Source organism: Rahnella contaminans (genome assembly GCF_011065485.1).
In the GTDB taxonomy this organism is placed as follows: domain Bacteria; phylum Pseudomonadota; class Gammaproteobacteria; order Enterobacterales; family Enterobacteriaceae; genus Rahnella; species Rahnella contaminans.
Map to the genome: position 1 here is coordinate 1407454 of NZ_JAADJS010000001.1, position 20791 is coordinate 1428244.

The 20791-nt window shown below is 53.1% G+C and carries 16 protein-coding genes; 7 read left to right on the plus strand and 9 right to left on the minus strand.

All coding sequences use genetic code 11. The annotated features are described in order from the left end of the window. Positions 1 to 178: 178 nt before the first annotated feature. The 6 genes from serS to GW579_RS06295 form a co-directional block, all read right to left on the minus strand. On the minus strand, positions 179 to 1471 hold the full coding sequence (gene serS / locus GW579_RS06270) for a serine--tRNA ligase (RefSeq protein ID WP_152324203.1): 1293 nt from the start codon (positions 1469 to 1471) through the stop codon (positions 179 to 181). A gap of 107 nt (positions 1472 to 1578) precedes the next feature. Continuing rightward, a complete protein-coding gene (locus tag GW579_RS06275; RefSeq protein ID WP_129638968.1) occupies positions 1579 to 2922 on the minus strand; it encodes a replication-associated recombination protein A in 1344 nt (447 codons plus the stop codon). 7 nt (positions 2923 to 2929) lie between these two features. Next, on the minus strand, positions 2930 to 3541 hold the full coding sequence (gene lolA, locus GW579_RS06280) for an outer membrane lipoprotein periplasmic chaperone LolA (protein WP_152324204.1): 612 nt from the start codon (positions 3539 to 3541) through the stop codon (positions 2930 to 2932). Positions 3542 to 3735: 194 nt separating this feature from the next. Then, the gene (locus tag GW579_RS06285; protein WP_165058111.1) at positions 3736 to 7230 is read right to left on the minus strand and encodes a DNA translocase FtsK 4TM domain-containing protein; all 3495 of its coding nucleotides are present in this window, start codon (positions 7228 to 7230) and stop codon (positions 3736 to 3738) included. Between the two features lie 122 nt (positions 7231 to 7352). Next, a complete protein-coding gene (lrp, locus tag GW579_RS06290; RefSeq protein WP_013574775.1) occupies positions 7353 to 7847 on the minus strand; it encodes a leucine-responsive transcriptional regulator Lrp in 495 nt (164 codons plus the stop codon). Between the two features lie 285 nt (positions 7848 to 8132). Continuing rightward, positions 8133 to 8297, minus strand: a complete 165-nt coding sequence (locus tag GW579_RS06295; protein ID WP_165058113.1) for a hypothetical protein — start codon at positions 8295 to 8297, stop codon at positions 8133 to 8135. A 270-nt stretch (positions 8298 to 8567) separates the two neighbouring features. Between GW579_RS06295 and trxB the strand changes: the two genes are divergently transcribed. The 5 genes from trxB (at position 8568) to infA (ending at position 14275) form a co-directional block, all read left to right on the plus strand. Continuing rightward, complete coding sequence (gene trxB, locus GW579_RS06300; protein WP_120161190.1) at positions 8568 to 9536, plus strand: thioredoxin-disulfide reductase; 969 nt, start codon at positions 8568 to 8570, stop codon at positions 9534 to 9536. 149 nt (positions 9537 to 9685) lie between these two features. Further along, positions 9686 to 11452, plus strand: a complete 1767-nt coding sequence (gene cydD / locus GW579_RS06305; RefSeq protein ID WP_152324206.1) for a heme ABC transporter permease/ATP-binding protein CydD — start codon at positions 9686 to 9688, stop codon at positions 11450 to 11452. 2 nt (positions 11453 to 11454) lie between these two features. Beyond that, positions 11455 to 13176, plus strand: coding sequence for a heme ABC transporter ATP-binding protein/permease CydC (gene cydC / locus GW579_RS06310; RefSeq protein WP_165058115.1), 1722 nt, complete (start codon positions 11455 to 11457; stop codon positions 13174 to 13176). 52 nt (positions 13177 to 13228) lie between these two features. After that, entirely contained in the window at positions 13229 to 13963 is a 735-nt protein-coding gene (gene aat / locus GW579_RS06315) for a leucyl/phenylalanyl-tRNA--protein transferase (RefSeq protein ID WP_165058117.1), read from the plus strand. A 93-nt stretch (positions 13964 to 14056) separates the two neighbouring features. Beyond that, positions 14057 to 14275: a translation initiation factor IF-1 gene (gene infA / locus GW579_RS06320; protein WP_002211347.1), complete on the plus strand. Its 219-nt coding sequence runs from the start codon at positions 14057 to 14059 to the stop codon at positions 14273 to 14275. A gap of 220 nt (positions 14276 to 14495) precedes the next feature. On the opposite strand, the gene clpA is transcribed toward infA, so the two are convergent. After that, positions 14496 to 16778 (minus strand): ATP-dependent Clp protease ATP-binding subunit ClpA, encoded by a 2283-nt coding sequence (gene clpA, locus GW579_RS06325; protein WP_152324209.1) that lies wholly within the window; start codon positions 16776 to 16778, stop codon positions 14496 to 14498. A gap of 27 nt (positions 16779 to 16805) precedes the next feature. Next, a complete protein-coding gene (gene clpS, locus GW579_RS06330) occupies positions 16806 to 17126 on the minus strand; it encodes an ATP-dependent Clp protease adapter ClpS (RefSeq protein WP_104924673.1) in 321 nt (106 codons plus the stop codon). Between the two features lie 394 nt (positions 17127 to 17520). Here clpS and cspD point away from each other — a divergent pair, with 394 nt between their 5' ends. Together cspD and GW579_RS06340 are read left to right on the plus strand one after the other, a co-directional pair. Then, complete coding sequence (cspD, locus tag GW579_RS06335) at positions 17521 to 17742, plus strand: cold shock-like protein CspD (protein ID WP_152324210.1); 222 nt, start codon at positions 17521 to 17523, stop codon at positions 17740 to 17742. Between the two features lie 307 nt (positions 17743 to 18049). Beyond that, positions 18050 to 19039 carry a VirK/YbjX family protein gene (locus GW579_RS06340; RefSeq protein WP_152324211.1) on the plus strand — a complete coding sequence of 330 codons (990 nt, stop codon included), beginning with the start codon at positions 18050 to 18052 and terminating at the stop codon, positions 19037 to 19039. On the opposite strand, the gene GW579_RS06345 is transcribed toward GW579_RS06340, so the two are convergent. After that, entirely contained in the window at positions 19036 to 20769 is a 1734-nt protein-coding gene (locus GW579_RS06345; protein ID WP_165058119.1) for an ATP-dependent nuclease, read from the minus strand. The genes GW579_RS06340 and GW579_RS06345 overlap by 4 nt on opposite strands. Between the last annotated feature and the right edge of the window lie 22 nt (positions 20770 to 20791).

Sequence of the window (20791 nt, forward strand, 5' to 3'; positions counted from 1 at the left end):
GTTACCCACTCAGAATGCAGGGATACTACTAATTAAGAGGTAGGAAACTTTGTCTGCTATCAATAAAGGCGGGGTTGAAGCGAGGGAAACGGCGAATTCTTAACGCAGCGCACGATTTTATGCATAAAAAAAGCGCCATTAGGCGCTTTTTCGCTATATTAGTGCATACATAACGGGGTTAACCGATATATTCTAAACCGCCCATGTAAGGACGTAATACTTCCGGTACTTCAATGCGGCCATCGGCTTGCTGATAGTTTTCCAGCACAGCCACCAGCGTACGACCGACTGCCAGACCCGAGCCGTTCAGGGTATGAACGAGACGTGGTTTTTTGTCGGTTTTATTGCGGAAGCGAGCCTGCATACGACGCGCCTGAAAATCCCACATGTTTGAACATGAGGAGATTTCGCGGTAAGTGTCTTGCGCAGGCAGCCACACTTCCAGATCGTAAGTTTTGCTTGAACCGAAGCCCATGTCGCCGGTACACAGCAACATTTTACGGTATGGCAGATTAAGTAACTGAAGCACTTTTTCCGCATGACCGGTCAGTTCTTCCAGCGCGTCCATTGAATCTTCCGGACGAACAATCTGAACCATTTCGACTTTATCAAACTGGTGCATACGAATCAGGCCACGGGTATCACGACCATACGAACCGGCTTCTGAACGGAAGCAAGGTGTATGGGCGGTCATTTTCAGTGGGAGAGATTCTTCTTCCAGAATTTCGTCACGAACCAGGTTTGTCAGCGGCACTTCTGCGGTTGGGATCAGCGCATAGTTGCTGCTGCCGGCTTCTTCATCCAAAGGCTTGGTGTGGAACAGGTCTTCGCCAAATTTCGGCAACTGACCTGTACCGTACAGCGTCTCGTGGTTAACGAGATACGGCACGTAGGCTTCCAGATAACCGTGTTGCTCGGTGTGCAGGTCCAGCATGAACTGGGACAGCGCGCGGTGCATGCGGGCGATTTGCCCTTTCATAACCACAAAACGAGCGCCGGTCAGTTTCACTGCGGCAGCGAAATCAAGACCGCCTGCCATTTCACCCAGCGATACGTGATCGCGGACGGCGAAATCATACTGACGCGGTGTGCCCCAGCGGCTGACTTCCTGGTTATCGTTCTCGTCTTTACCGGCAGGTACCGAATCATCTGGCAGGTTTGGAATAGCGGAAGCGATATCACGGATATCGTTCTGCAATGCATCCAGCTCAGCTTTCGCAGCGTCCAGCTTCTCACCCAGCGTATTCACTTCCAGACGCAGGGGTTCGATGTCTTCGCCACGGGCTTTTGCCTGACCGATAGATTTCGATCGTGCGTTACGTTCAGCCTGGAGAGTTTCCGTTTCTACCTGCAAGACTTTGCGGCGTTCTTCCTGAGAACGCAGCTTTTCCACATCGAGTTTAAAACCTCTGCGAGCGAGTTTTTCTGCAACTGCGTCTAGCTCATTACGCAGCAGATTGGGATCCAGCATGCTAATCCTGTACGTGTCGTTATTGAATGTTAATTTGACGGTGCACGCTGCCTGAAATAGCAGCGTGTCAAAGAGTTATCACCGGTAACCTTACCGCAACGATAAAATTAGCGGTAGCGTTTTGTCGGGCTATTTTGATCTTGTTCAGCGAGCCATGCCAGCTTTTCACCGATCTTGCCTTCGAGCCCCCGTGAAGTCGGGTAATAATACTGCGTTCGGGCCATTTCTGGCGGGAAATAATCTTCACCGGCCGCGTAGGCATTAGGCTCATCATGTGCATAACGATACTCCGCGCCCAAGCCCATTTCCTTCATCAGTTTGGTTGGTGCATTACGCAGGTGTTCCGGTACATCGTAATCAGCCATTTCACGCGCATCGCGCATTGCCGATTTGAAAGCGGTATAGACCGCGTTACTTTTCGGCGCACACGCCAGATAAACAATAGCCTGCGCAATGGCACGTTCGCCCTCTGCCGGGCCGACGCGCGTAAAGCAGTCCCAGGCCGAAATAGCCACCTGCATACCACGCGGATCGGCATTACCGACGTCTTCAGACGCAATCGCCAGTAAACGCCGTGCGACATACAACGGATCGCCACCGGCGGTAATAATGCGTGCGTACCAGTACAGCGCCGCATCCGGCGAGGAACCGCGCACGGATTTATGTAACGCAGAAATCAGATCGTAAAAACGGTCACCCTTGTTATCGAAACGCGCGCTGCGTTCTCCGGCAATCTCGGTAAGCAGTTCCGGGGTCAGCGTGCGGTAGCCTTTGGCATCAATCTCAGCCATATCAGCCATCATTTCGATGCTATTCAGCGCACGACGGGCATCACCGTTAACCAGCTCAGAGAGCATGCGACGCGTTTCAGGCGGGACACGAATTTTTTCGTTGGCATAGCCACGCTCAGCGTTCGTCAGCGCCTGATCGATGACTTTTTCGATATCTTCAGCCGTCAGCGATTTAAGGAGATAAACACGGGCACGGGATAACAAGGCGGAATTGAGTTCGAATGACGGGTTTTCTGTCGTGGCACCAATAAACGTAATCGTACCGTCTTCGATATGCGGCAGAAAAGCATCCTGCTGACTTTTGTTGAAACGGTGGACTTCGTCAACAAACAAAATGGTACGACGCCCGGCATCACGATTTTGCCGGGCGCGCTCGATAGCCTCACGGATATCTTTCACCCCTGAGGTCACCGCTGAAATACGCTCAACATCGGCATTTGCATAACGGCCAATGAGTTCTGCCAACGTGGTTTTCCCGGTTCCTGGCGGCCCCCACAAAATCATCGAGTGCAACTGACCCGCCTCGATGGCACGCGGCAAAGGTTTGCCCGGAGCGAGAAGATGCTGCTGACCAATGTATTCTGCAAGTGTTACCGGCCGCATTCTCGCGGCCAGTGGCTGGAATTCATTCTGGGAAAAATCGAGTGACAGATTACTCAAGCTTACCTCACTGACGCTGGTCGTCCACCGTCACACCTTTCGGCGGAGTAAATTTAAACTTCGCATCATCAACAGACGCGTTTTGCTCACCCTTCAGGGTGTAAGCGCTCTTTTGGCCATCCTGCTCAACCGCAGTAAAGCTTTTGATGGTGCCTGATGGTGTAACCGTGATTGCAAATTGCTTCAAATTTCCTGTGGACGCTTTCGGCGTCAACTGGAAATCATCACCCTGCTGTTTCACGTTATATTTTGACCAGTCGCTGCTGTCGTTGCGGGTAATCAGCATGAACGGCGTGTTTCCTGTAGCATTTTTCAGCCAGGTTGCAGTGACCTGCTCAACAAACGGGTTGTAGAACCAGAGTGTTTTGCCATCAGAAACCAGAATGCTTTCGTCCGGCGTCGTCATATGCCAGTTAAACAGGTTTGGACGTTTGACCCACAGTTCGCCTTCACCCTGCTGAACGGCAGAACCGTCATCGCTGGTCACAGTCTGAGTAAAGCTGGCGTGGAAAGTATTCAGTTTACCCAGGCGGGATTTGAGATCACTGCTGGCATCAGCCAAAACGGAAGCGGAGGTAAATGCAGTCAGTAAACACCCTACCAATAACAATTTTTTCATTCTTATAATTACCTCAAAAATTCTTAAACTTCAGACGATGCCTTTCACGAAGACAAAAGACGTAGGGTGCGAACTCTATCCGAGGCAACGCCCTGGTGGTAGCTCAATCATCTGAAAAGCAGTCATTTTACGCATCTTTGCACAAGGGCCGCATTCGCGACCCCTCTTAACAAAACCCGGCAAAACCCAATGATTTATTCGTGTGATGGCGGAGCCAGCACTTCGCGGTTACCGTTATGGCCCGGTGCACTGACAATGCCCTGCGCTTCCATCTGTTCCACAATTCGCGCCGCACGGTTATACCCGATACGGAACTGACGCTGAACCCCTGAGATGGACGCACGACGCTTGTCGACGACAAACGCAACGGCCTGATCAAACAGGGCATCGAGTTCTTCATCACCGTCCAGACCCAGACCGCCGCCTTCGCCATCGTCGCCACCGGAAACGATGCTTTCGATGTACTTAGGACGACCGCGGGCTTTCCAGTCCTGAACCACCGCGTGCACTTCCTGATCACGAACAAATGCGCCGTGAACACGAACCGGAATCGACGAGTTTGGCGCCATATATAGCATGTCACCCATACCCAGTAGCGATTCTGCGCCGCCCTGATCGAGGATGGTGCGGGAGTCAATTTTGCTCGATACCGTGAAGGCAATACGGGTCGGGATGTTCGCCTTGATCAGACCGGTAATGACGTCGACGGAAGGACGCTGTGTTGCCAAAACCAGGTGGATACCGGCCGCACGGGCTTTCTGTGCCAGACGTGCAATCAGCTCTTCCACTTTTTTACCGACGGTCATCATCAGGTCAGCAAATTCGTCGACCATCACCACAATAAACGGTTCTTTTTGCAGATATGGCGGTTCTGCAGCCATACCGTCGCCAGGCTTCCAGAATGGATCGGGAATCGGTCTGCCCATCGCTTCCGCCTCAAGAATGCGTTCGTTGTAACCCGCCAGATTTCGCACACCCAGCGCGGACATCAGTTTATAGCGACGCTCCATTTCACCGACACACCAGCGCAGCGCATTCGCTGCATCTTTCATGTCGGTAACCACTTCGGTCAGCAGATGCGGGATCCCTTCATACACGGACAACTCGAGCATTTTCGGGTCAATCATGATGAAGCGCACATCTTCTGGTTTGGATTTATACAACATGCTGAGGATCATGGCGTTCACACCCACAGACTTACCGGAACCGGTTGTACCGGCCACCAGCAAGTGCGGCATTTTCGCCAGATCGGCAATAACGGGCTCGCCTGAAATGTCTTTACCCAACACGATCGTCAGCGGAGAGGTACTTTCTTTGAATTTCGCGCAGTCCAGCACTTCACGCAGATACACTGTCTGGCGCTTTTTATTCGGCAACTCCAGACCAACGTACGGCTTGCCGGGGATCACTTCCACGACGCGCACGGCGACGGCGGATAATGAACGGGCAAGGTCACGCGACAGGTTAGAAATTCGTGCGGCTTTCACGCCCGGCGCAAGATCCAGCTCAAAACGTGTGATGACCGGACCTGGCAATTTTCCGACGACATCCGCTTTAATGCGGTAATCGTTCAGGCGCGCTTCAATCAGATTGCCCATCTGCTCGAGGGCGAACTCGTCAACAGGTTCTGCTTCCGCCGGTGGCGAGGTCAGCAAATCCAGGGACGGCAGCGGCGTTGTCGGCTTGACCAGCGGCTGCTCATTACGCATCAGGAACGGGTGGATCAGGCTGTCCATATCAGGCTGTGCAGACGGCGATGACTGACGTGGCGCTTCATATTCCTGCGCATGCTGCACAGGCTCTGAAGCGGCCTGACGCTGATAAGGCGGCTGTTGTGCAAACGCAGCAAGTTGCGGCTCTTCTTCTGCCTGAGCTGGCAACGTGAATAACGGTTCTGACGGCGTATCATCAACCAGATCGGCCATTGGCGAGAAGCTAAACGCATCGTGCTGGCTCAGTTTCATCGCAGCGGCAGCGAAATCATCCGCAACGGTATTTGTCGCCTCTGGCGGCAGACTCTGCGAGTGATGATGCTGAACAAGACCACTTTGCGGTTCGACGTCCTGCTGATAACGGGCGTTTTCCCGCGCTGCAAACGCGTTACGTAATTCCGCTTCCTGCAACGCTGCTTCTTCATCAGGCTCATCTTCGGTGACAGATTCACCGTAGCGTTCCTGTTGCTGAGCCGCAAAAGCTTCCTGCAACGCCGCTTCCTGTCGGGCTTCCTCATCAGCCTGCGCCAGAGGATCGTTATGCCAGTCAGCGTGTTCTGCCTCTTTTTGCGCGGCAGCTTGTGCATTTTCCTGCTGTTCGGCGATGCGCTGCGACGGCAATTTAATCCCGTAGGAAGCCAGTTCACGACGCGTTGGGATACGCACCGGATTTGGACGCGGCAATTCCGGCCCGAAGCCTTTCTTCACCTGAGGATTTTCATCACTCACGGCGCTGAACGCTGGCATAAAAGTATTGCCGGCAGACGTTGCCGCCGACTGCCCTGCCTGCGCAAGACCGGTTGCCAGTGCTGCGGTGGCCGCGACGCTCGCAATTTGCGCCGCATCAGGTGCCGCAGAGCTGAAATCAAACGGAGAACGTGAATGCTCAACCGCCGTCTGCCAGTTACCCATACTCGGACCATCGTCATCGCTGCGCTGAACCGGTGCCGGAGAAGGTGATTGCTGTACCGGCTGCGGATGACGTGGCACAGGTGTCTCTTCCGGAATTTCGAAGTTATATAACGGCGGAGCCGCAGGCTGCGGTGCTTGCGGAGAGGGAGCTATTTCTGCCACCGGCGGTTCAGCCGCATACGGATTCACTGTTTCTGCCGCCATAGCCGGAGCTGGTTCGGCCGCAATAACCGGCGTAACCGGAGGCGTTTGTACTGCCGGATTAGTCACGGAAGGCGCAGAGAAAAGAACGTCGTCTTCGTCAGCTTCTGAAGCCGCGACAGCCTCTGGCACAGCCGCCGCCGCAGTAGCAGCAACCGCGGCAGGAGCCACTTTCGCTACCGGTTTTTCGTCATCGTCTTCCAGTAACGGATCGTCCTGCTCGTCGTATTCGTAATCTTCATCCCGGCGTGAACGGTTGGTCACGATATTAGTGACACCAAGCACTGCACCGCCGATTTTTTCAGCGATCGTCAGCCATGACCAGCCGGTGAACAGCGTCAGCCCGGCCGCCCAGACGCACAGCAGAACCAGCGTTGCCCCGACGTTGTTGAAGTACGGCGTCATCGCTGTGCTCAGCAAACTGCCTATCACACCGCCCGACGCGAAGTAGTAAAGGTCATCGACGTTGACGGATGCCAGACCGCAGGACGTGACAATAAGCGCCAGCGTCCCGATAAGGCGAAGCGACAAAGCAAAATAATCGACAAAATCCTGATTATCCCGCTGACGGAAAGCCGCCCAGCACAGACACAGGATAATAGGGGGAATAGCGTAACCAAATACGCCAAAAATGAAGAACAGCGTGTCGGCCATCCAGGCACCCACACCACCGCCCCAGTTGTGAATAGGCCCATGCCATGCGGTCTGAGACCAACTTGGATCAGAGGGGTTAAAACTCACCAATGCCGCCATTAAATAAGCAGCAAAAATCGCTACCACCACCAGCAAAGCCTCCAGGAGTCGGCGACCATTGCTCAGTTTTTTAAGGGTAACTTCTTTATCTTCTGTATATTCCTGGCTCAAGAAAGGCTCTCCAGGTTCCTGTGAACTGAGAAAAAGCAACAGCGCCGAGAGTAGACCCCGGCGCCATAGCTGTATAGATACACAGGAGTGTAGCTAAAAATGCAAGGTTTTGCACCTGACAATTACCGTGTCTTAATGACCAGGCGATTCGTCTGTTTCACTTCTTCCATTACCACATAGGTACGGGTGTCGTTAACGCCCGGCAGACGAAGCAAAGTCTCACCTAACAACTTACGGTAAGCCGACATATCAGGTACGCGGGTTTTCAACAGATAGTCGAAATCCCCAGAAACCAAATGACACTCCTGAATATCTTCGAGTTTTTGTACTGCCGCATTGAACTGCTCAAACACATCTGGCGCGCCGCGGTTGAGAGTGATCTCAACAAATACCAGCAACGAAGCATCCAGATAATGCGGGTTGAGCAATGCGGTATAGCCATTGATGAAGCCCTGACGTTCCAGACGACGAACGCGCTCCAGACATGGAGTCGGAGATAATCCCACACGTTTGGAAAGCTCGACGTTTGAAATCCGGCCATCCTTTTGCAATTCGTTGAGGATGTTACGGTCAATACGGTCGAGATCTTTTCCCGGACGTTTTTTGTTGTCTACCATTATTATTGTCTCTCTGCTGTCCTTCCCTGCACCTGCCATACCCCAGCCAACTTCAATGTCTAAGGGTTGTCCCAAGCGAAGACCCGATTATTAAGGTTCACGCATCCAAAAGTCGTGTTGATCCCCTGTCAAAAGGAACACGGCCGTATAAGCGGATACTCAAAAGAAATAACCTTGCGAAATTAATAGGTTGTAAACAGCCAACCTGATTCACTAAACCCTGCTGTAACTAAAAAGTCAAAAAGCAAGACCAGAACGGGTCTGGTAGCAGCCAATTGCATAAATTCAAGTCACAGACAGGCAGTTAATTTCTTCTTCCCCTGATGTTTTCGCAAATGCACAGCGGATTGTCAAAGTAAAAGAAGCAAAATCAGAAGAACGTGCCAGATTGAAAAGCCAGCGCGCCTTTTTAGCTATCTTTAATCTTTGAACAATAACAATTCCGTTCACGCCTTATTTCAGTCAAATCCACACAAACTGCCGTGATTTGTCATCAAAAGTCCGCGTACGGGCAAACAACCTGCCAGCGCATTCATGTCTTTACGCTGTTTTTTTACTCTAACCATCAAACAGTTACCTGCAGCGAAATCCTTTCTACGCGGGTTCGGCAGTAAAAACTATCAGACAAATCGTTAACAACATCTGAGTTTGCTTTTTTTAACGCGCTATTTTCCCTACAATCGGTCTATCGCTAGTCGCCATCGCGGAGATGAATTACGCATGAGTACGGTTAAACACAGTAAATTATTGATTCTGGGCTCTGGCCCGGCGGGTTATACCGCGGCAGTTTATGCTGCACGCGCTAACCTCAACCCGGTTTTAATCACCGGTGTCGAAAAAGGCGGTCAGCTGACCACCACCACGGAAGTGGAAAACTGGCCGGGCGATCCGGAAGGTCTGACCGGTCCGGGCTTAATGGAACGCATGCACGAGCACGCGACCAAATTTAATACCGAAATCATTTTCGACCATATCAACAAAGTTGATTTGCAGAACCGTCCTTTCCGCCTGACCGGTGACAGCGGCGAATATACCTGTGACGCGCTGATTATCGCCACCGGTGCTTCGGCACGTTATATCGGTCTGCCTTCTGAAGAAGCATTTAAAGGCCGCGGTGTGTCTGCCTGTGCAACCTGTGACGGCTTCTTCTACCGCAATCAGAAAGTTGCGGTAGTCGGCGGCGGCAACACGGCTGTAGAAGAAGCGCTTTATCTGGCGAACATCGCCTCCGAGGTTCACCTCATTCACCGTCGGGACAGTTTCCGTGCGGAAAAAATTCTGGTTGACCGTCTGAACGATAAAGTCGCCAGCGGCAACATCGTTCTGCACACGCACAAAACGCTGAACGAAGTGGTCGGCGATCAGATGGGCGTCACCGGCGCGAGCCTGCTTGATGTCCGTACTGACGAAAAATCGCAGGTTGATGTGGCTGGCGTATTCATCGCTATCGGTCACAGCCCGAACACCGGCATTTTCGAAGGTCAGCTGGAACTGAAAGATGGCTACATCAAAGTGCAGTCCGGCTCGCATGGCAACGCAACACAGACCAGCATTCCGGGCGTTTTCGCTGCCGGCGATGTCATGGATCATATCTATCGTCAGGCAATTACCTCTGCGGGAACCGGATGTATGGCCGCGCTGGATGCCGAACGCTATCTGGACGGTTTATCGCAAGCCCCGGATTTATAATTACTCCTTCGGGTAGTTATTGGGCATAGAGTCCATACAAAGAGTAACGAATAAGGCGGCGTAATTGCCGCCTTATTATTTTCAGTTTGTGGTCTGAGCATGTAACATGAGCGCCCTCCCATCCGGATTGCTGCGCAGACTGATGCCTGATGAATAAAACACGACAACAAGAACTTATCCGCTGGTTAAAACAACAAAGCTCCCGCGCTAAAGGCTGGATCCGACTGTCTATGATGCTGGGCCTGCTTTCTGGTTTGCTGATCCTCGCGCAGGCCTGGCTGATGGCCGGATTACTGCACAGTCTGATCATTGAACATGCGCCGCGTGAAACGCTCTTACAAAGCTTCCTGCTGATGGCCCTGACGTTTATTCTGCGCGCCGTCGTGACCTGGTTACGTGAACAGGTTGGCTTTATCTGCGGGCGGGTTATTCGTCAGGAAATGCGTAAACTGGTTCTGGACCGCCTCGAAAAACTGGGACCCGCGTGGATTCAGGGTAAACCGGCCGGTAGCTGGGCCAGCATCATTCTTGAACAAATCGAAGATATGCAGGATTACTATGCCCGCTACCTTCCGCAAATTGCATTAGCCGGGATTATTCCCCTGCTGATTCTGGTCAGCGTGTTCCCAATTAACTGGGCTGCCGGATTAATTCTGCTCGTCACTGCCCCGCTAATCCCGCTGTTTATGGCGCTGGTTGGCATGGGCGCGGCGGATGCAAATCGTCGTAACTTTGTCGCCCTCGCGCGTCTGAGCGGTAATTTCCTCGACAGCCTGCGGGGTCTGGACACCTTACGCCTCTTCAACCGCGGCTCTGCCGAAGTGGAGAAAATCAAACGCTCCACTGAGAACTTCCGTGCGCGCACCATGGACGTTTTACGTCTGGCATTTTTGTCCTCTGCGGTTCTGGAGTTTTTCGCTTCAATTTCCATCGCCGTCGTCGCCGTTTACTTCGGTTTTTCCTACCTTGGCGAGCTCAATTTTGGCAGCTACGGTACGCCGGTCACGCTCTTTGCGGGCTTCCTGGTGCTCATCCTCGCACCAGAATTCTTCCAGCCCCTGCGTGATTTAGGCGCGTTTTATCACGCTAAAGCGCAGGCGGTCGGCGCGGCTGAAAGCCTGCTGACCTTCCTGAGCGCCGAAGAAGCCGAAATGGGTGACGGTGATAAAAGCTGGCCGCAGGGTTATGACGTTTCACTTGAGGCGCGAGACCTGCTGGTTAAGTCGCCGCAGGGGAAAACGCTGGCAGGGCCGCTGACCTTTACTGTTCCGGCAGGACAGCGCATTGCGATTGTCGGGCTGAGCGGTGCGGGCAAAAGCTCCCTGCTCAGTGCGCTCCTCGGTTTTCTGCCATATCAGGGTTCCCTGAGTGCCAGCGGCATTGAGGTGAAATCGTTGCGCAATGATGAATGGCGTAAACAACTTAGCTGGGTCGGCCAGAACCCACATCTGCCGGAGCAGACGCTGCGTTCGAATATTCTTTTGAATCAGCCAGATATCAGCGAAGCACAACTCCAAAGTGCAATTAACCGTGCGTATGTGAATGAATTCCTGCCGCTGCTGCCTGAGGGACTGGAAACTGAACTGGGCGACAGCGCGGCGCGACTGTCGGTGGGTCAGGCGCAGCGTGTCGCTGTTGCGCGCGCCCTGCTTTCTCCCTGCCGGTTATTGCTGCTAGATGAACCGACGGCCAGCCTTGACGCACACAGCGAAAAACGCGTGATGAGTGCCTTAAACGAGGCGTCCCGATCGCAGACTACGCTGCTGGTTACCCATCAGCTGGAAGATACACGCGACTACGACGAAATCTGGGTCATGGATAAAGGGCAAATCGCAGAGCGCGGCACATTCACGCAACTGGTTGCTCAGGGTGGATTGTTCGCCAGTCTGTTATCTCAGCGCAGTAAGGAGCTGTAATCATGAGAATTCTTCTGCCTTATCTCGCGTTATATCGCCGTCACTGGTTCCGCCTGTCGCTGGGCGTCATTCTGGCCATCGTCACGCTGATGGCCAGCATCGGGCTGCTCACGCTTTCCGGCTGGTTCCTGGCGGCCTCTGCCGTTGCCGGGCTGGCGGGGCTCTATACGTTTAACTACATGTTGCCTGCGGCAGGCGTGCGCGGTGGGGCTATTACCCGAACCGCAGGACGTTACGCCGAGCGGCTGGTCAGCCATGATGCGACTTTCCGCGTACTGGCTCACCTTCGCGTGTTCACATTCACCAAAATCATGCCACTGACACCGGGCGGTATTGCGCGTTTTCGTCAGGCTGATTTGCTCAACCGCCTCGTCGCCGATGTCGATACGCTGGATCACCTTTATCTGCGCGTAATATCACCGCTTATCAGTGCGATGGTGGTGATTATTCTGGTGACCTTCGGCCTGAGTTTTATCGATGTCACGCTGGCCCTGACGCTGGGTGCCATCATGCTGGCGATGATGGTGGTTCTGCCGGTGATGTTCTACCGCGCAGGAAAACCTGCGGGCCGCGAACTCACGGCGCTGCGCAGCGATTACCGTACGCAGCTAACTGCATGGTTGCAGGGGCAAGGCGAGCTGGTGGTTTTTGGCGCTCAGCCGCAATTTCGTCAGCAACTGGATGATATTGAACGCCGCTGGATGTTGCGCCAGCAACAGCAGGCAAAGCTGACTGGTTTGTCACAGGCGATGGTCATTGCCGCAGCCGGTCTGACCGTGACGCTGATGCTGTGGCTGGCAGCGGGTGGTCTGAGTGCCTTCCCGCAACCCGGCGCGCTGATTGCGTTGTTTGTCTTCACGCCGTTAGCGGCGTTTGAAGCGCTCGGGCCGGTTGCTGCGGCCTTCCAGCATCTCGGGCAGGTTATCGCTTCGGCTCAGCGCGTCAGCCAGATTATCGATCAGCCTGCCGACGTGAATTTCCCTGCACAAGGTCCGCTTGCGGCTGAGCAGGTTAGCCTTTCGCTAAAAGACGTTAATTTCACCTATCCGGGCCAGCCGTTGCCGGTGCTGAAAAATATCACGCTGGATGTCTGCGCGGGTGAACATATCGCGCTGCTCGGCCAGACCGGTTGTGGTAAATCTACGCTGTTGCAGTTGCTGACGCGCGGCTGGAACATCAGCAGTGGTTCGCTGATGCTTAACGGACATGACATCACGGAATACGATGAAGCGACGCTGCGCCAAACGATCACCGTCGTCAGCCAGCGCGTACACGTTTTCAACACCACGTTGCGTGAAAACCTGCGGATGGCGTCGCCAAAATGTTCCGATGAACAGATTACCGACGTTCTGAAACAAGTTGATTTGCACGTCCTTCTGGAAAACGAAGGGCTGAACGCGTGGCTGGGCGAAGGTGGCCGTCAGCTTTCCGGCGGCGAACAGCGTCGTTTAGGCCTTGCCCGCGCCCTTTTGCACGATGCCCCGCTGTGGTTGCTCGATGAACCAACTGAAGGGCTGGACGCCGAAACGGAACAACATATTTTGGCACTGCTGCACAAGCATTGTCAGAATAAGACGCTACTCTTAGTGACGCACCGCCTCCACGGTCTGGAAACTTTCGACAGAATTTGTGTCATGGAAGAGGGTCAGATTGTGGAACAAGGTGATCACCAGACACTGGCCGCCGCACAGGGGCGTTACGCACGCTTTCTGTCACGAGGTTGATGTTGTTCCAGTTTTTTAGCGGCGGCCTTCAGGTCGCCGGATAAGGAGATCTATGCGGTTAGTTAAGCTTGAGGCCAATTCAGTTCATTTTCCGGATCCGGACACTGCATTACTGGAGCCGAATGGCCTGCTGGCTATCGGCGGGGATCTTACCGCGCCGCGCCTGCTTTCAGCTTATCAGAACGGGATTTTTCCCTGGTTTGAACCCGGCGAGATGATCCTCTGGTGGACGCCCGATCCGCGCGCCATTCTGGTTCCCGAAGAACGTCACGCCAGCCGCAGCCTGCAACGTTTCATGCGTAAAAAACCTTACCGTTACACAATCAACCAGCGTTTTGAGCAGGTCATCCGCGCGTGTGCTATGCAGCGTGAAGACGGTACGTGGATTGGCCCTCTGGTGCAGCGCGGCTATCAGGAATTGCATGAAGCTGGCCGCGCGCATTCCGTTGAGGTTTGGGAAAATGATGAGCTGGTCGGTGGTTTATACGGCGTATCCGTCGGCGGATTATTTTGCGGTGAGTCGATGTTCAGCCGCCGGGAAAATGCCTCCAAGTGTGCACTGATGGTATTTTGCCAACATTTTTCCCGCAATGGAGGAGAACTGATTGACTGTCAGGTGCTCAACCCTCACACTGCGTCGCTGGGTGCGAGAGAGATCCCCCGCCGCCAATTTTTGCAGCAGTTATCCGAACTTTCGCAACGCGCGCTAGCACCGGATTGCTGGTTGCCACAAGACTTATCCCCACATGACGAAGACCTGCCGGTGTTCCCGAAGGATAGGGAATAGGTGCGGTCATGGACCATACTTCTTTACATAATGTGGGTTTTTCGGCATTATCTTGCCGGTTAAAAACTATGGTAGTTAGACCTAGAGGATTCGATGGCCAAAGAAGACAACATTGAAATGCAAGGCACCGTACTTGATACGCTGCCAAACACTATGTTCCGCGTAGAATTAGAAAACGGACACGTAGTTACCGCTCACATCTCCGGTAAAATGCGTAAGAACTACATCCGCATCCTGACGGGCGACAAAGTCACTGTAGAGCTGACCCCGTACGACCTGAGCAAAGGCCGCATTGTCTTCCGTAGCCGTTAATAAGCGGCTCACTCATCGCTGATTTTCCGGCGATCCCTGAGGATACCCTCTTCGCCCTTCCTGCTTTTGCAAGGGCGTTTTGTGGTATCCGCAATTCGGCATTTGTTTCATTATCCTTTCTGAAATCCCTCACTAATTCCTGTAATTAAATAAAGAATCTCAGAAAGAAAAAAGGCGATGTTTTCACATCGCCTTTTGTTTTTTCGTCACGGATAAAAAATCAGTGCACCGCGCCTTCCGGTTTTTTCTTCTGCGCACTCATGAAGTGATAAGTCAGCTTGTCGGCCTCTTTATCCAGTGCCACAGAGACAGAACCGCCATCCACCAGAGAACCAAACAACAGCTCGTTGGCGAGTGGTTTTTTCAGGTTTTCCTGAACGGTACGGGTCATCGGACGCGCGCCCATAGCACGGTCATAGCCTTTCACCGTCAGCCAGTCGCGGGCTTCATCACTGACTTCCAGTGAAACGCCTTTGGCATCCAGCTGCGCCTGCAACTCAACGATAAACTTATCAACAACCTGCTGGATAACATCCGTAGACAGATGGTTGAACCAGATTACGTTGTCCAGACGGTTACGGAATTCCGGCGTAAAGGTACGTTTGATCTCTTCCATTGCATCCGGGCTGTTATCCTGATGAACCAGACCAATCGACTTACGTTCCGTTTCACGCACACCGGCGTTGGTGGTCATCACCAGAATGACATTACGGAAGTCCGCTTTACGGCCGTTGTTGTCGGTCAGCGTCCCGTTATCCATAACCTGCAACAGCAGGTTGAAGACGTCAGGATGGGCTTTCTCGATTTCATCGAGCAGCACCACGGCGTGAGGATGTTTAATAACCGCATCCGTCAGCAAACCGCCCTGATCAAACCCGACATATCCCGGAGGCGCACCAATCAACCGGCTGACCGTGTGACGCTCCATATATTCCGACATATCAAAGCGCAGCAATTCGATATCCAGCGCTTTGGCCAGCTGAACCGTGACCTCTGTTTTACCAACACCCGTAGGCCCGGCGAACAGGAATGAACCGACAGGTTTATGATCCTGACCCAAACCGGCGCGGCTCATTTTGATCGCTTCAGTCAGTGCTTCGATCGCAGGATCCTGCCCGAAGACCAGCATTTTCAGACGATCGCCCAGGTTTTTCAGCACATCGCGGTCAGTGGCCGAAACGGTTTTTTCTGGTATACGGGCAATACGCGCAACCACGCTTTCAATGTCGCTGACGTTAACGGTTTTCTTGCGTTTACTGACCGGCATCAACCGGCTGCGGGCGCCCGCTTCGTCAATGACGTCGATAGCTTTGTCCGGCAGGTGACGGTCATTGATGTACTTAACCGACAACTCAACCGCCGCACGCACCGCTTTCGCGGTATAACGCACGTCGTGATGCGCTTCGTATTTAGTTTTCAGGCCATTGATAATCTGAACGGTCTCTTCAACGCTTGGCTCAGTAATATCAATTTTCTGGAAGCGACGTGCCAGAGCACGGTCTTTCTCAAAGATATTGCTGAATTCCTGATACGTCGTTGAGCCGATCACTCTGATTTTACCGCTCGACAGCAACGGTTTAATCAGGTTAGCCGCATCCACCTGACCACCCGACGCCGCACCGGCACCGATGATGGTGTGGATTTCATCAATAAACAGAATGCTGTTCTTATCCTGCTCAAGCTGTTTCAGCAGAGATTTGAAACGTTTTTCGAAATCACCGCGGTATTTAGTGCCCGCCAGCAAGGAACCGATATCCAGCGAATAGAGCGTGCAGTCGGCCATCACTTCCGGCACATCGCCCTGCTCGATTCTCCATGCCAGACCTTCGGCAATGGCAGTTTTACCAACACCGGACTCGCCCACCAGCAGCGGGTTGTTTTTACGGCGACGGCAGAGCACCTGAATCGCGCGCTCAAGTTCTTTATCACGTCCAATCAGCGGATCGATGCCACCTACGCGCGCCAACTGGTTAAGATTAGTGGTGAAGTTCTCCATACGATCTTCCCCCGCCGACTGCTCTTCGTTAACTGGGTTTTCCGCATTGTTTTGCGCCTGGCCGCCCGTTTCATCTTTACGGGTACCGTGCGAAATAAAGTTCACCACATCAAGGCGGCTGACATCATGTTTGCGCAGAAGGTAGGCGGCCTGTGATTCCTGCTCGCTGAAAATCGCAACCAGAACATTGGCGCCAGACACTTCGCTGCGACCGGAAGATTGGACGTGGAAAACCGCACGTTGCAGAACGCGCTGGAAACTCAGCGTTGGCTGGGTATCACGTTCCTCTTCACTGGCAGGTAAGGTGGGTGTGGTTTGCTCGATGAAGGCTTCCAGTTCCTGGCGCAAGGCCACAAGATCTACTGTACAAGCTTCAAGCGCTTCACGGGCAGCAGGGTTGCTGAGCAACGCCAGCAACAGGTGCTCCACGGTCATAAACTCATGCCGGTGCTCACGGGCTCTTGCGAAAGCCATGTTGAGACTGAGTTCAAGTTCTTGATTGAGCATAGGCACCTCCCAAATAGATTGCCTTAATCAGGCTTTTTCCAGCGTACACAGCAACGGATGCTCATTCTCCTTGGCGTACTCATTCACATGTGCGACTTTGGTTTCCGCGACTTCTGCGGTATATACACCGCAGACCGCTTTACCTCTATAGTGCACCTGGAGCATCAGTTGCGTTGCACGTTCAATATCATAAGAAAAGAACTTTTGCAGAACGTCAATCACAAATTCCATTGGAGTGTAATCGTCGTTGTTTAATATAACTTTATACATAGATGGCGGTTTTACCTCATCCTTTTGTTTATTCGCCGTCAAATGTTCAAAGTTTAGCCAGTCTTGATTATTGCCCATTGCCTGTTCATCACCTGTGAAGATCGTATTGGAAGCCAAATACACCGACATAAAGACTTTCTGCGGAGTCTCATGTTGTAATTACGGTATTTTACCATTTCTGGCTTCACCTTGCCGCTGCACAAAATGTCTTCCCTGCACCCGACTCCGCTACCGAAATTTTAACAAAATATGTCAATAGCGTTACCTGCTTCAAAGTTTGGTTATCTGCTCCCTTGGGACAAATGCCGTTTCCTTGACGTCCAACTCTATTCCACTAGAGTGTAAATTCGTGAGCTGAACGGATAGTAAACAGGCCTGAACAGGTGTTTATCTGCTGCGTTCTGGCCTTCGTGCTCACTCAACTGGCTTTATCTATTTACTACCAGACTAGTCATGAGAGGGATGTAGCAGCATGCAGACGGGTACTGTTAAATGGTTCAATAATGCTAAAGGCTTTGGCTTCATTTGCCCGCAAAATGGCGGTGAAGACATCTTCGCTCACTACTCCACAATCCAGATGGAGGGTTACCGGACACTCAAGGCCGGACAGCAGGTCAATTTTGACGTTCATGAAGGCCCAAAGGGGAATCATGCCAGCCTCATTGTTCCGGTGGAAAGCGAAGCGGTCGCCTGACCAGTTCAGCACACAGACTCGAATCACGCTCAGCGTGTGTTCATTAACAAATCAAATGCCGGTCACTCTCTGACTGGCATTTTTATTTATGGGGGAGAATGCTTCTGGCTTCAAGCCCTGCACGCAAAAAAAAGGTCATTTTTTAAACACCGATTGCTAAGACAGGACATAAAACAAATTAAGTCTAAACACAATCTCAACAAATCACGTTCAATTTCTCCATAATTTGCCCCGTTGCGCACCTGTTTATTCGCTCCCTGTTGAAATAACCGTTACCGATATCCGGTTCACTTTGACAGGTAATCCCATGACCACTTTCAGCTACCCTTCCGCAGAAAAGGCTCCGCTTTCCGGCCTTCAGTTGATGACGGCGTTACTCTTCTGCCGCACGGTGCCGGGTCCGTCATGGAAATTGCCGCGTTACCGGTTCAAATTCCTGTACCGTGCGCTGCTGCATCCGCGCCGGACATTCGCAATGCTCGATTATCTCGCGCATCATCCGCAGCGCGATGAAATTCTGGCGGCGATGCCTAGCCTGCCGTGCAAATTGCACCGTATTTATCAGACCGCCAATATCACGCCGGAACAGGCGATGAAGCGCATTACCGATCACTACGACATGATCGGCCACTGCCTGCCGGATGCGATTAATCACGGTTATCTCAGCAAAAAAGAGATGGCGATCGCCACGCTGACCGGCAAAGAAGAGCAGCGTTATGCCATCACCTTCAACGCTATCGCGCGCCTGGATAAAGAAGGCGAAGCCACGCTGACATTCCATAATGCCGAAGGCGTTTCCATTGCCATCGTGACGTTCTCATTTATTGAATATCAGGGGAAACCGACGCTGTTTATTGGCGCATTGCAGGGACCGAAGGCGAATGTGGATCATCAGGAAATTCAGCGCGCGACCAAAGCCTGCCACGGGTTATTTCCAAAGCGTCTGGTGATTGAAGCACTGACGACGCTCGCGGATGTCACCGGCATGACGCAGATTGTGGCGGTCGGCAACCGCACGCACATTTATGAAAATCCGCGCTATAAAAAACGCAAAGGCATGGTATTTGCCGATTACGACAGCTTCTGGGAAACGATGGAGGCAAAACCGGGCGAAGACGGATATTTCCATCTGCCGCGCCAGATTGCCCACCGGCCGCTGGAAGAAATCGCCAGTAAACGTCGCTCCGAATACCGCCGTCGCTATCAGTTGCTCGATGATCTTGAAAGCCAGATCCGCCAGACCTTCACCCGCGGACACGGTAATCCGGTCGGGAAACAGGAAGCACGGGCGGCTTAATCCGCCCTGCCGCGCGCCAGCCAGGCCACGCGGGAAAACATTTGCCGCAGCAGCGGAGGTATCGACGCGGTTCCCCGCAAAGACGCCGCCATCGCCACATCAATGGCCAGATCCGGCTTCGAGCTGCGGTGAATCGCTTTATCGATAATTCGTCGCGGCGCCATCGGCACATTCGCCGCTATCGCCGAATTCTTGCGATACACATCTTCAAACCCCTCGCGATACAGAAAATACTCGATGTCCTGCGCCGGCAACGCCGTCAGGCGGTAACGCAGCGTATCGTCGTGATTTTCCACGTTAGAAATGACCGTCGCCGCGTATTTGCGTCCGGCTTCGTCGCCGTCGACCAGCGCATGCCACTCGATGCCCATCTGCCGGGCGAAACGCAGCAAAGGCTTCAGGCCGCACTGCGCAAACTCAATCACCTTGATGCCTTCAGATTCGAAATGGTAACCGCACTGACGCGCCAGCTGATTGAGCAGCCATACTTCCGTTTCGCCTTCCACCAGCAGCCAGCAGCGCGCAAACAAAGACGAAGGCCGGTTGAAGCGGATATGGAAAGCAATCCGGCGGCTGTCTTCCATGCTCAGCCCTTCCGGCCCGATACCGTAAGCCGCGACGCGCCCGGATTCACGCACCAGCCTGCAAATCTGCTCAACCGGCACCAGGGAAAGCAAATCGCCCGAATTGGTTGTCGTGATCCGTTGCAACGGCAGTTGATCCAGCAATCCCCACGCCACCGACAACATGATCGGATGCAGACGGGTTTCGGGGTCTTCAATCAGCAATAAAGGTCGTGCGTCCGGATGCAACACCACTGAACCCTTCGCCTGCAATAAAGTGGAAAACATCCCCAGCAGCATCACGCGCATGCTGCGGCTGTTCGGCTCTGCAATCATGCGGTTGATGTTATCCAGCGAGCGCCACGCCCGGCGGCTCTCGGCGCGGCCATGCCGTTTTTGCTGCCACGGCATGCTGTTTGATGTGCCCTGCTCGGCAAAATAGTGCTCCAGTAACTGCTGCATCGCCGACAGCCCGCTGCGCAGTTCGCTGTTGGTCAGCGTTTGCGGGTTATGCACCAGTCCGCGCGTCAGTTCATCAAGCTGTTTCGCCAGTTCTTCATTATTCACCGCCAATCGAGGTGCCAGCGTTTCGCTGCGCAGACGGCGGATAAAGCGTGCATCGCGTAAACGCAGTACCGGATTGAGACGGATCAGCGCCTGCGCCAGCGGGTCGATCGTTGTCAGATTTAACGGCTGACCGTTTGACGACAGAAAACTGCGCAAGGTCATCACGCTGCCGTCATCGTCCAGCTCGCCTTCCAGCCGGTAATAAATCCGGTTCAGCTTGTCGGCACATTTCACCCATAAAGGGGATAACGGATTAAATCGCGGTGACGTATGGTGCCCTGCCTGGTTTTCACAAAACGTAAACACGACGTGCAGATACTGTGATTTGGATTCCTGTTCCCCGGCGGGAAAGTAGAAATCTTCCTCTTTGAAGCAGTAAAGTTTGGGTTCAGGTGAAAGCAGCAGTGTGAGGGCGTCGAGCAGGCTGGATTTACCCCAGGCGTTTTCACCAATCAGAACCGTATTGGTCAGGAAGGATTCTGCCTGTCCCTGACTGGCAGAACCGGTAATTGAAGCGCCGCGTTGCACGGGCTGAGTCAGTGTCAAAGACAGCCGGTTAATACCCCGAAAACCGACAATATCAATATGTTCCAGATACATCAGACGCCTCCTGTGCGCTCAG

Coding starts and splice junctions, on each gene's coding strand:
- clpS (WP_104924673.1), bottom strand. CDS start 17,126: ATGGGCAATAATCAAGACTGGCTAAACTTTGAACATTTGACGGCGAAT.
- aat (WP_165058117.1), top strand. CDS start 13,229: ATGCGGTTAGTTAAGCTTGAGGCCAATTCAGTTCATTTTCCGGATCCG.
- trxB (WP_120161190.1), top strand. CDS start 8,568: ATGAGTACGGTTAAACACAGTAAATTATTGATTCTGGGCTCTGGCCCG.
- GW579_RS06345 (WP_165058119.1), bottom strand. CDS start 20,769: ATGTATCTGGAACATATTGATATTGTCGGTTTTCGGGGTATTAACCGG.
- cydD (WP_152324206.1), top strand. CDS start 9,686: ATGAATAAAACACGACAACAAGAACTTATCCGCTGGTTAAAACAACAA.
- serS (WP_152324203.1), bottom strand. CDS start 1,471: ATGCTGGATCCCAATCTGCTGCGTAATGAGCTAGACGCAGTTGCAGAA.
- cydC (WP_165058115.1), top strand. CDS start 11,455: ATGAGAATTCTTCTGCCTTATCTCGCGTTATATCGCCGTCACTGGTTC.
- GW579_RS06340 (WP_152324211.1), top strand. CDS start 18,050: ATGACCACTTTCAGCTACCCTTCCGCAGAAAAGGCTCCGCTTTCCGGC.
- clpA (WP_152324209.1), bottom strand. CDS start 16,778: ATGCTCAATCAAGAACTTGAACTCAGTCTCAACATGGCTTTCGCAAGA.
- lrp (WP_013574775.1), bottom strand. CDS start 7,847: ATGGTAGACAACAAAAAACGTCCGGGAAAAGATCTCGACCGTATTGAC.
- cspD (WP_152324210.1), top strand. CDS start 17,521: ATGCAGACGGGTACTGTTAAATGGTTCAATAATGCTAAAGGCTTTGGC.
- infA (WP_002211347.1), top strand. CDS start 14,057: ATGGCCAAAGAAGACAACATTGAAATGCAAGGCACCGTACTTGATACG.
- lolA (WP_152324204.1), bottom strand. CDS start 3,541: ATGAAAAAATTGTTATTGGTAGGGTGTTTACTGACTGCATTTACCTCC.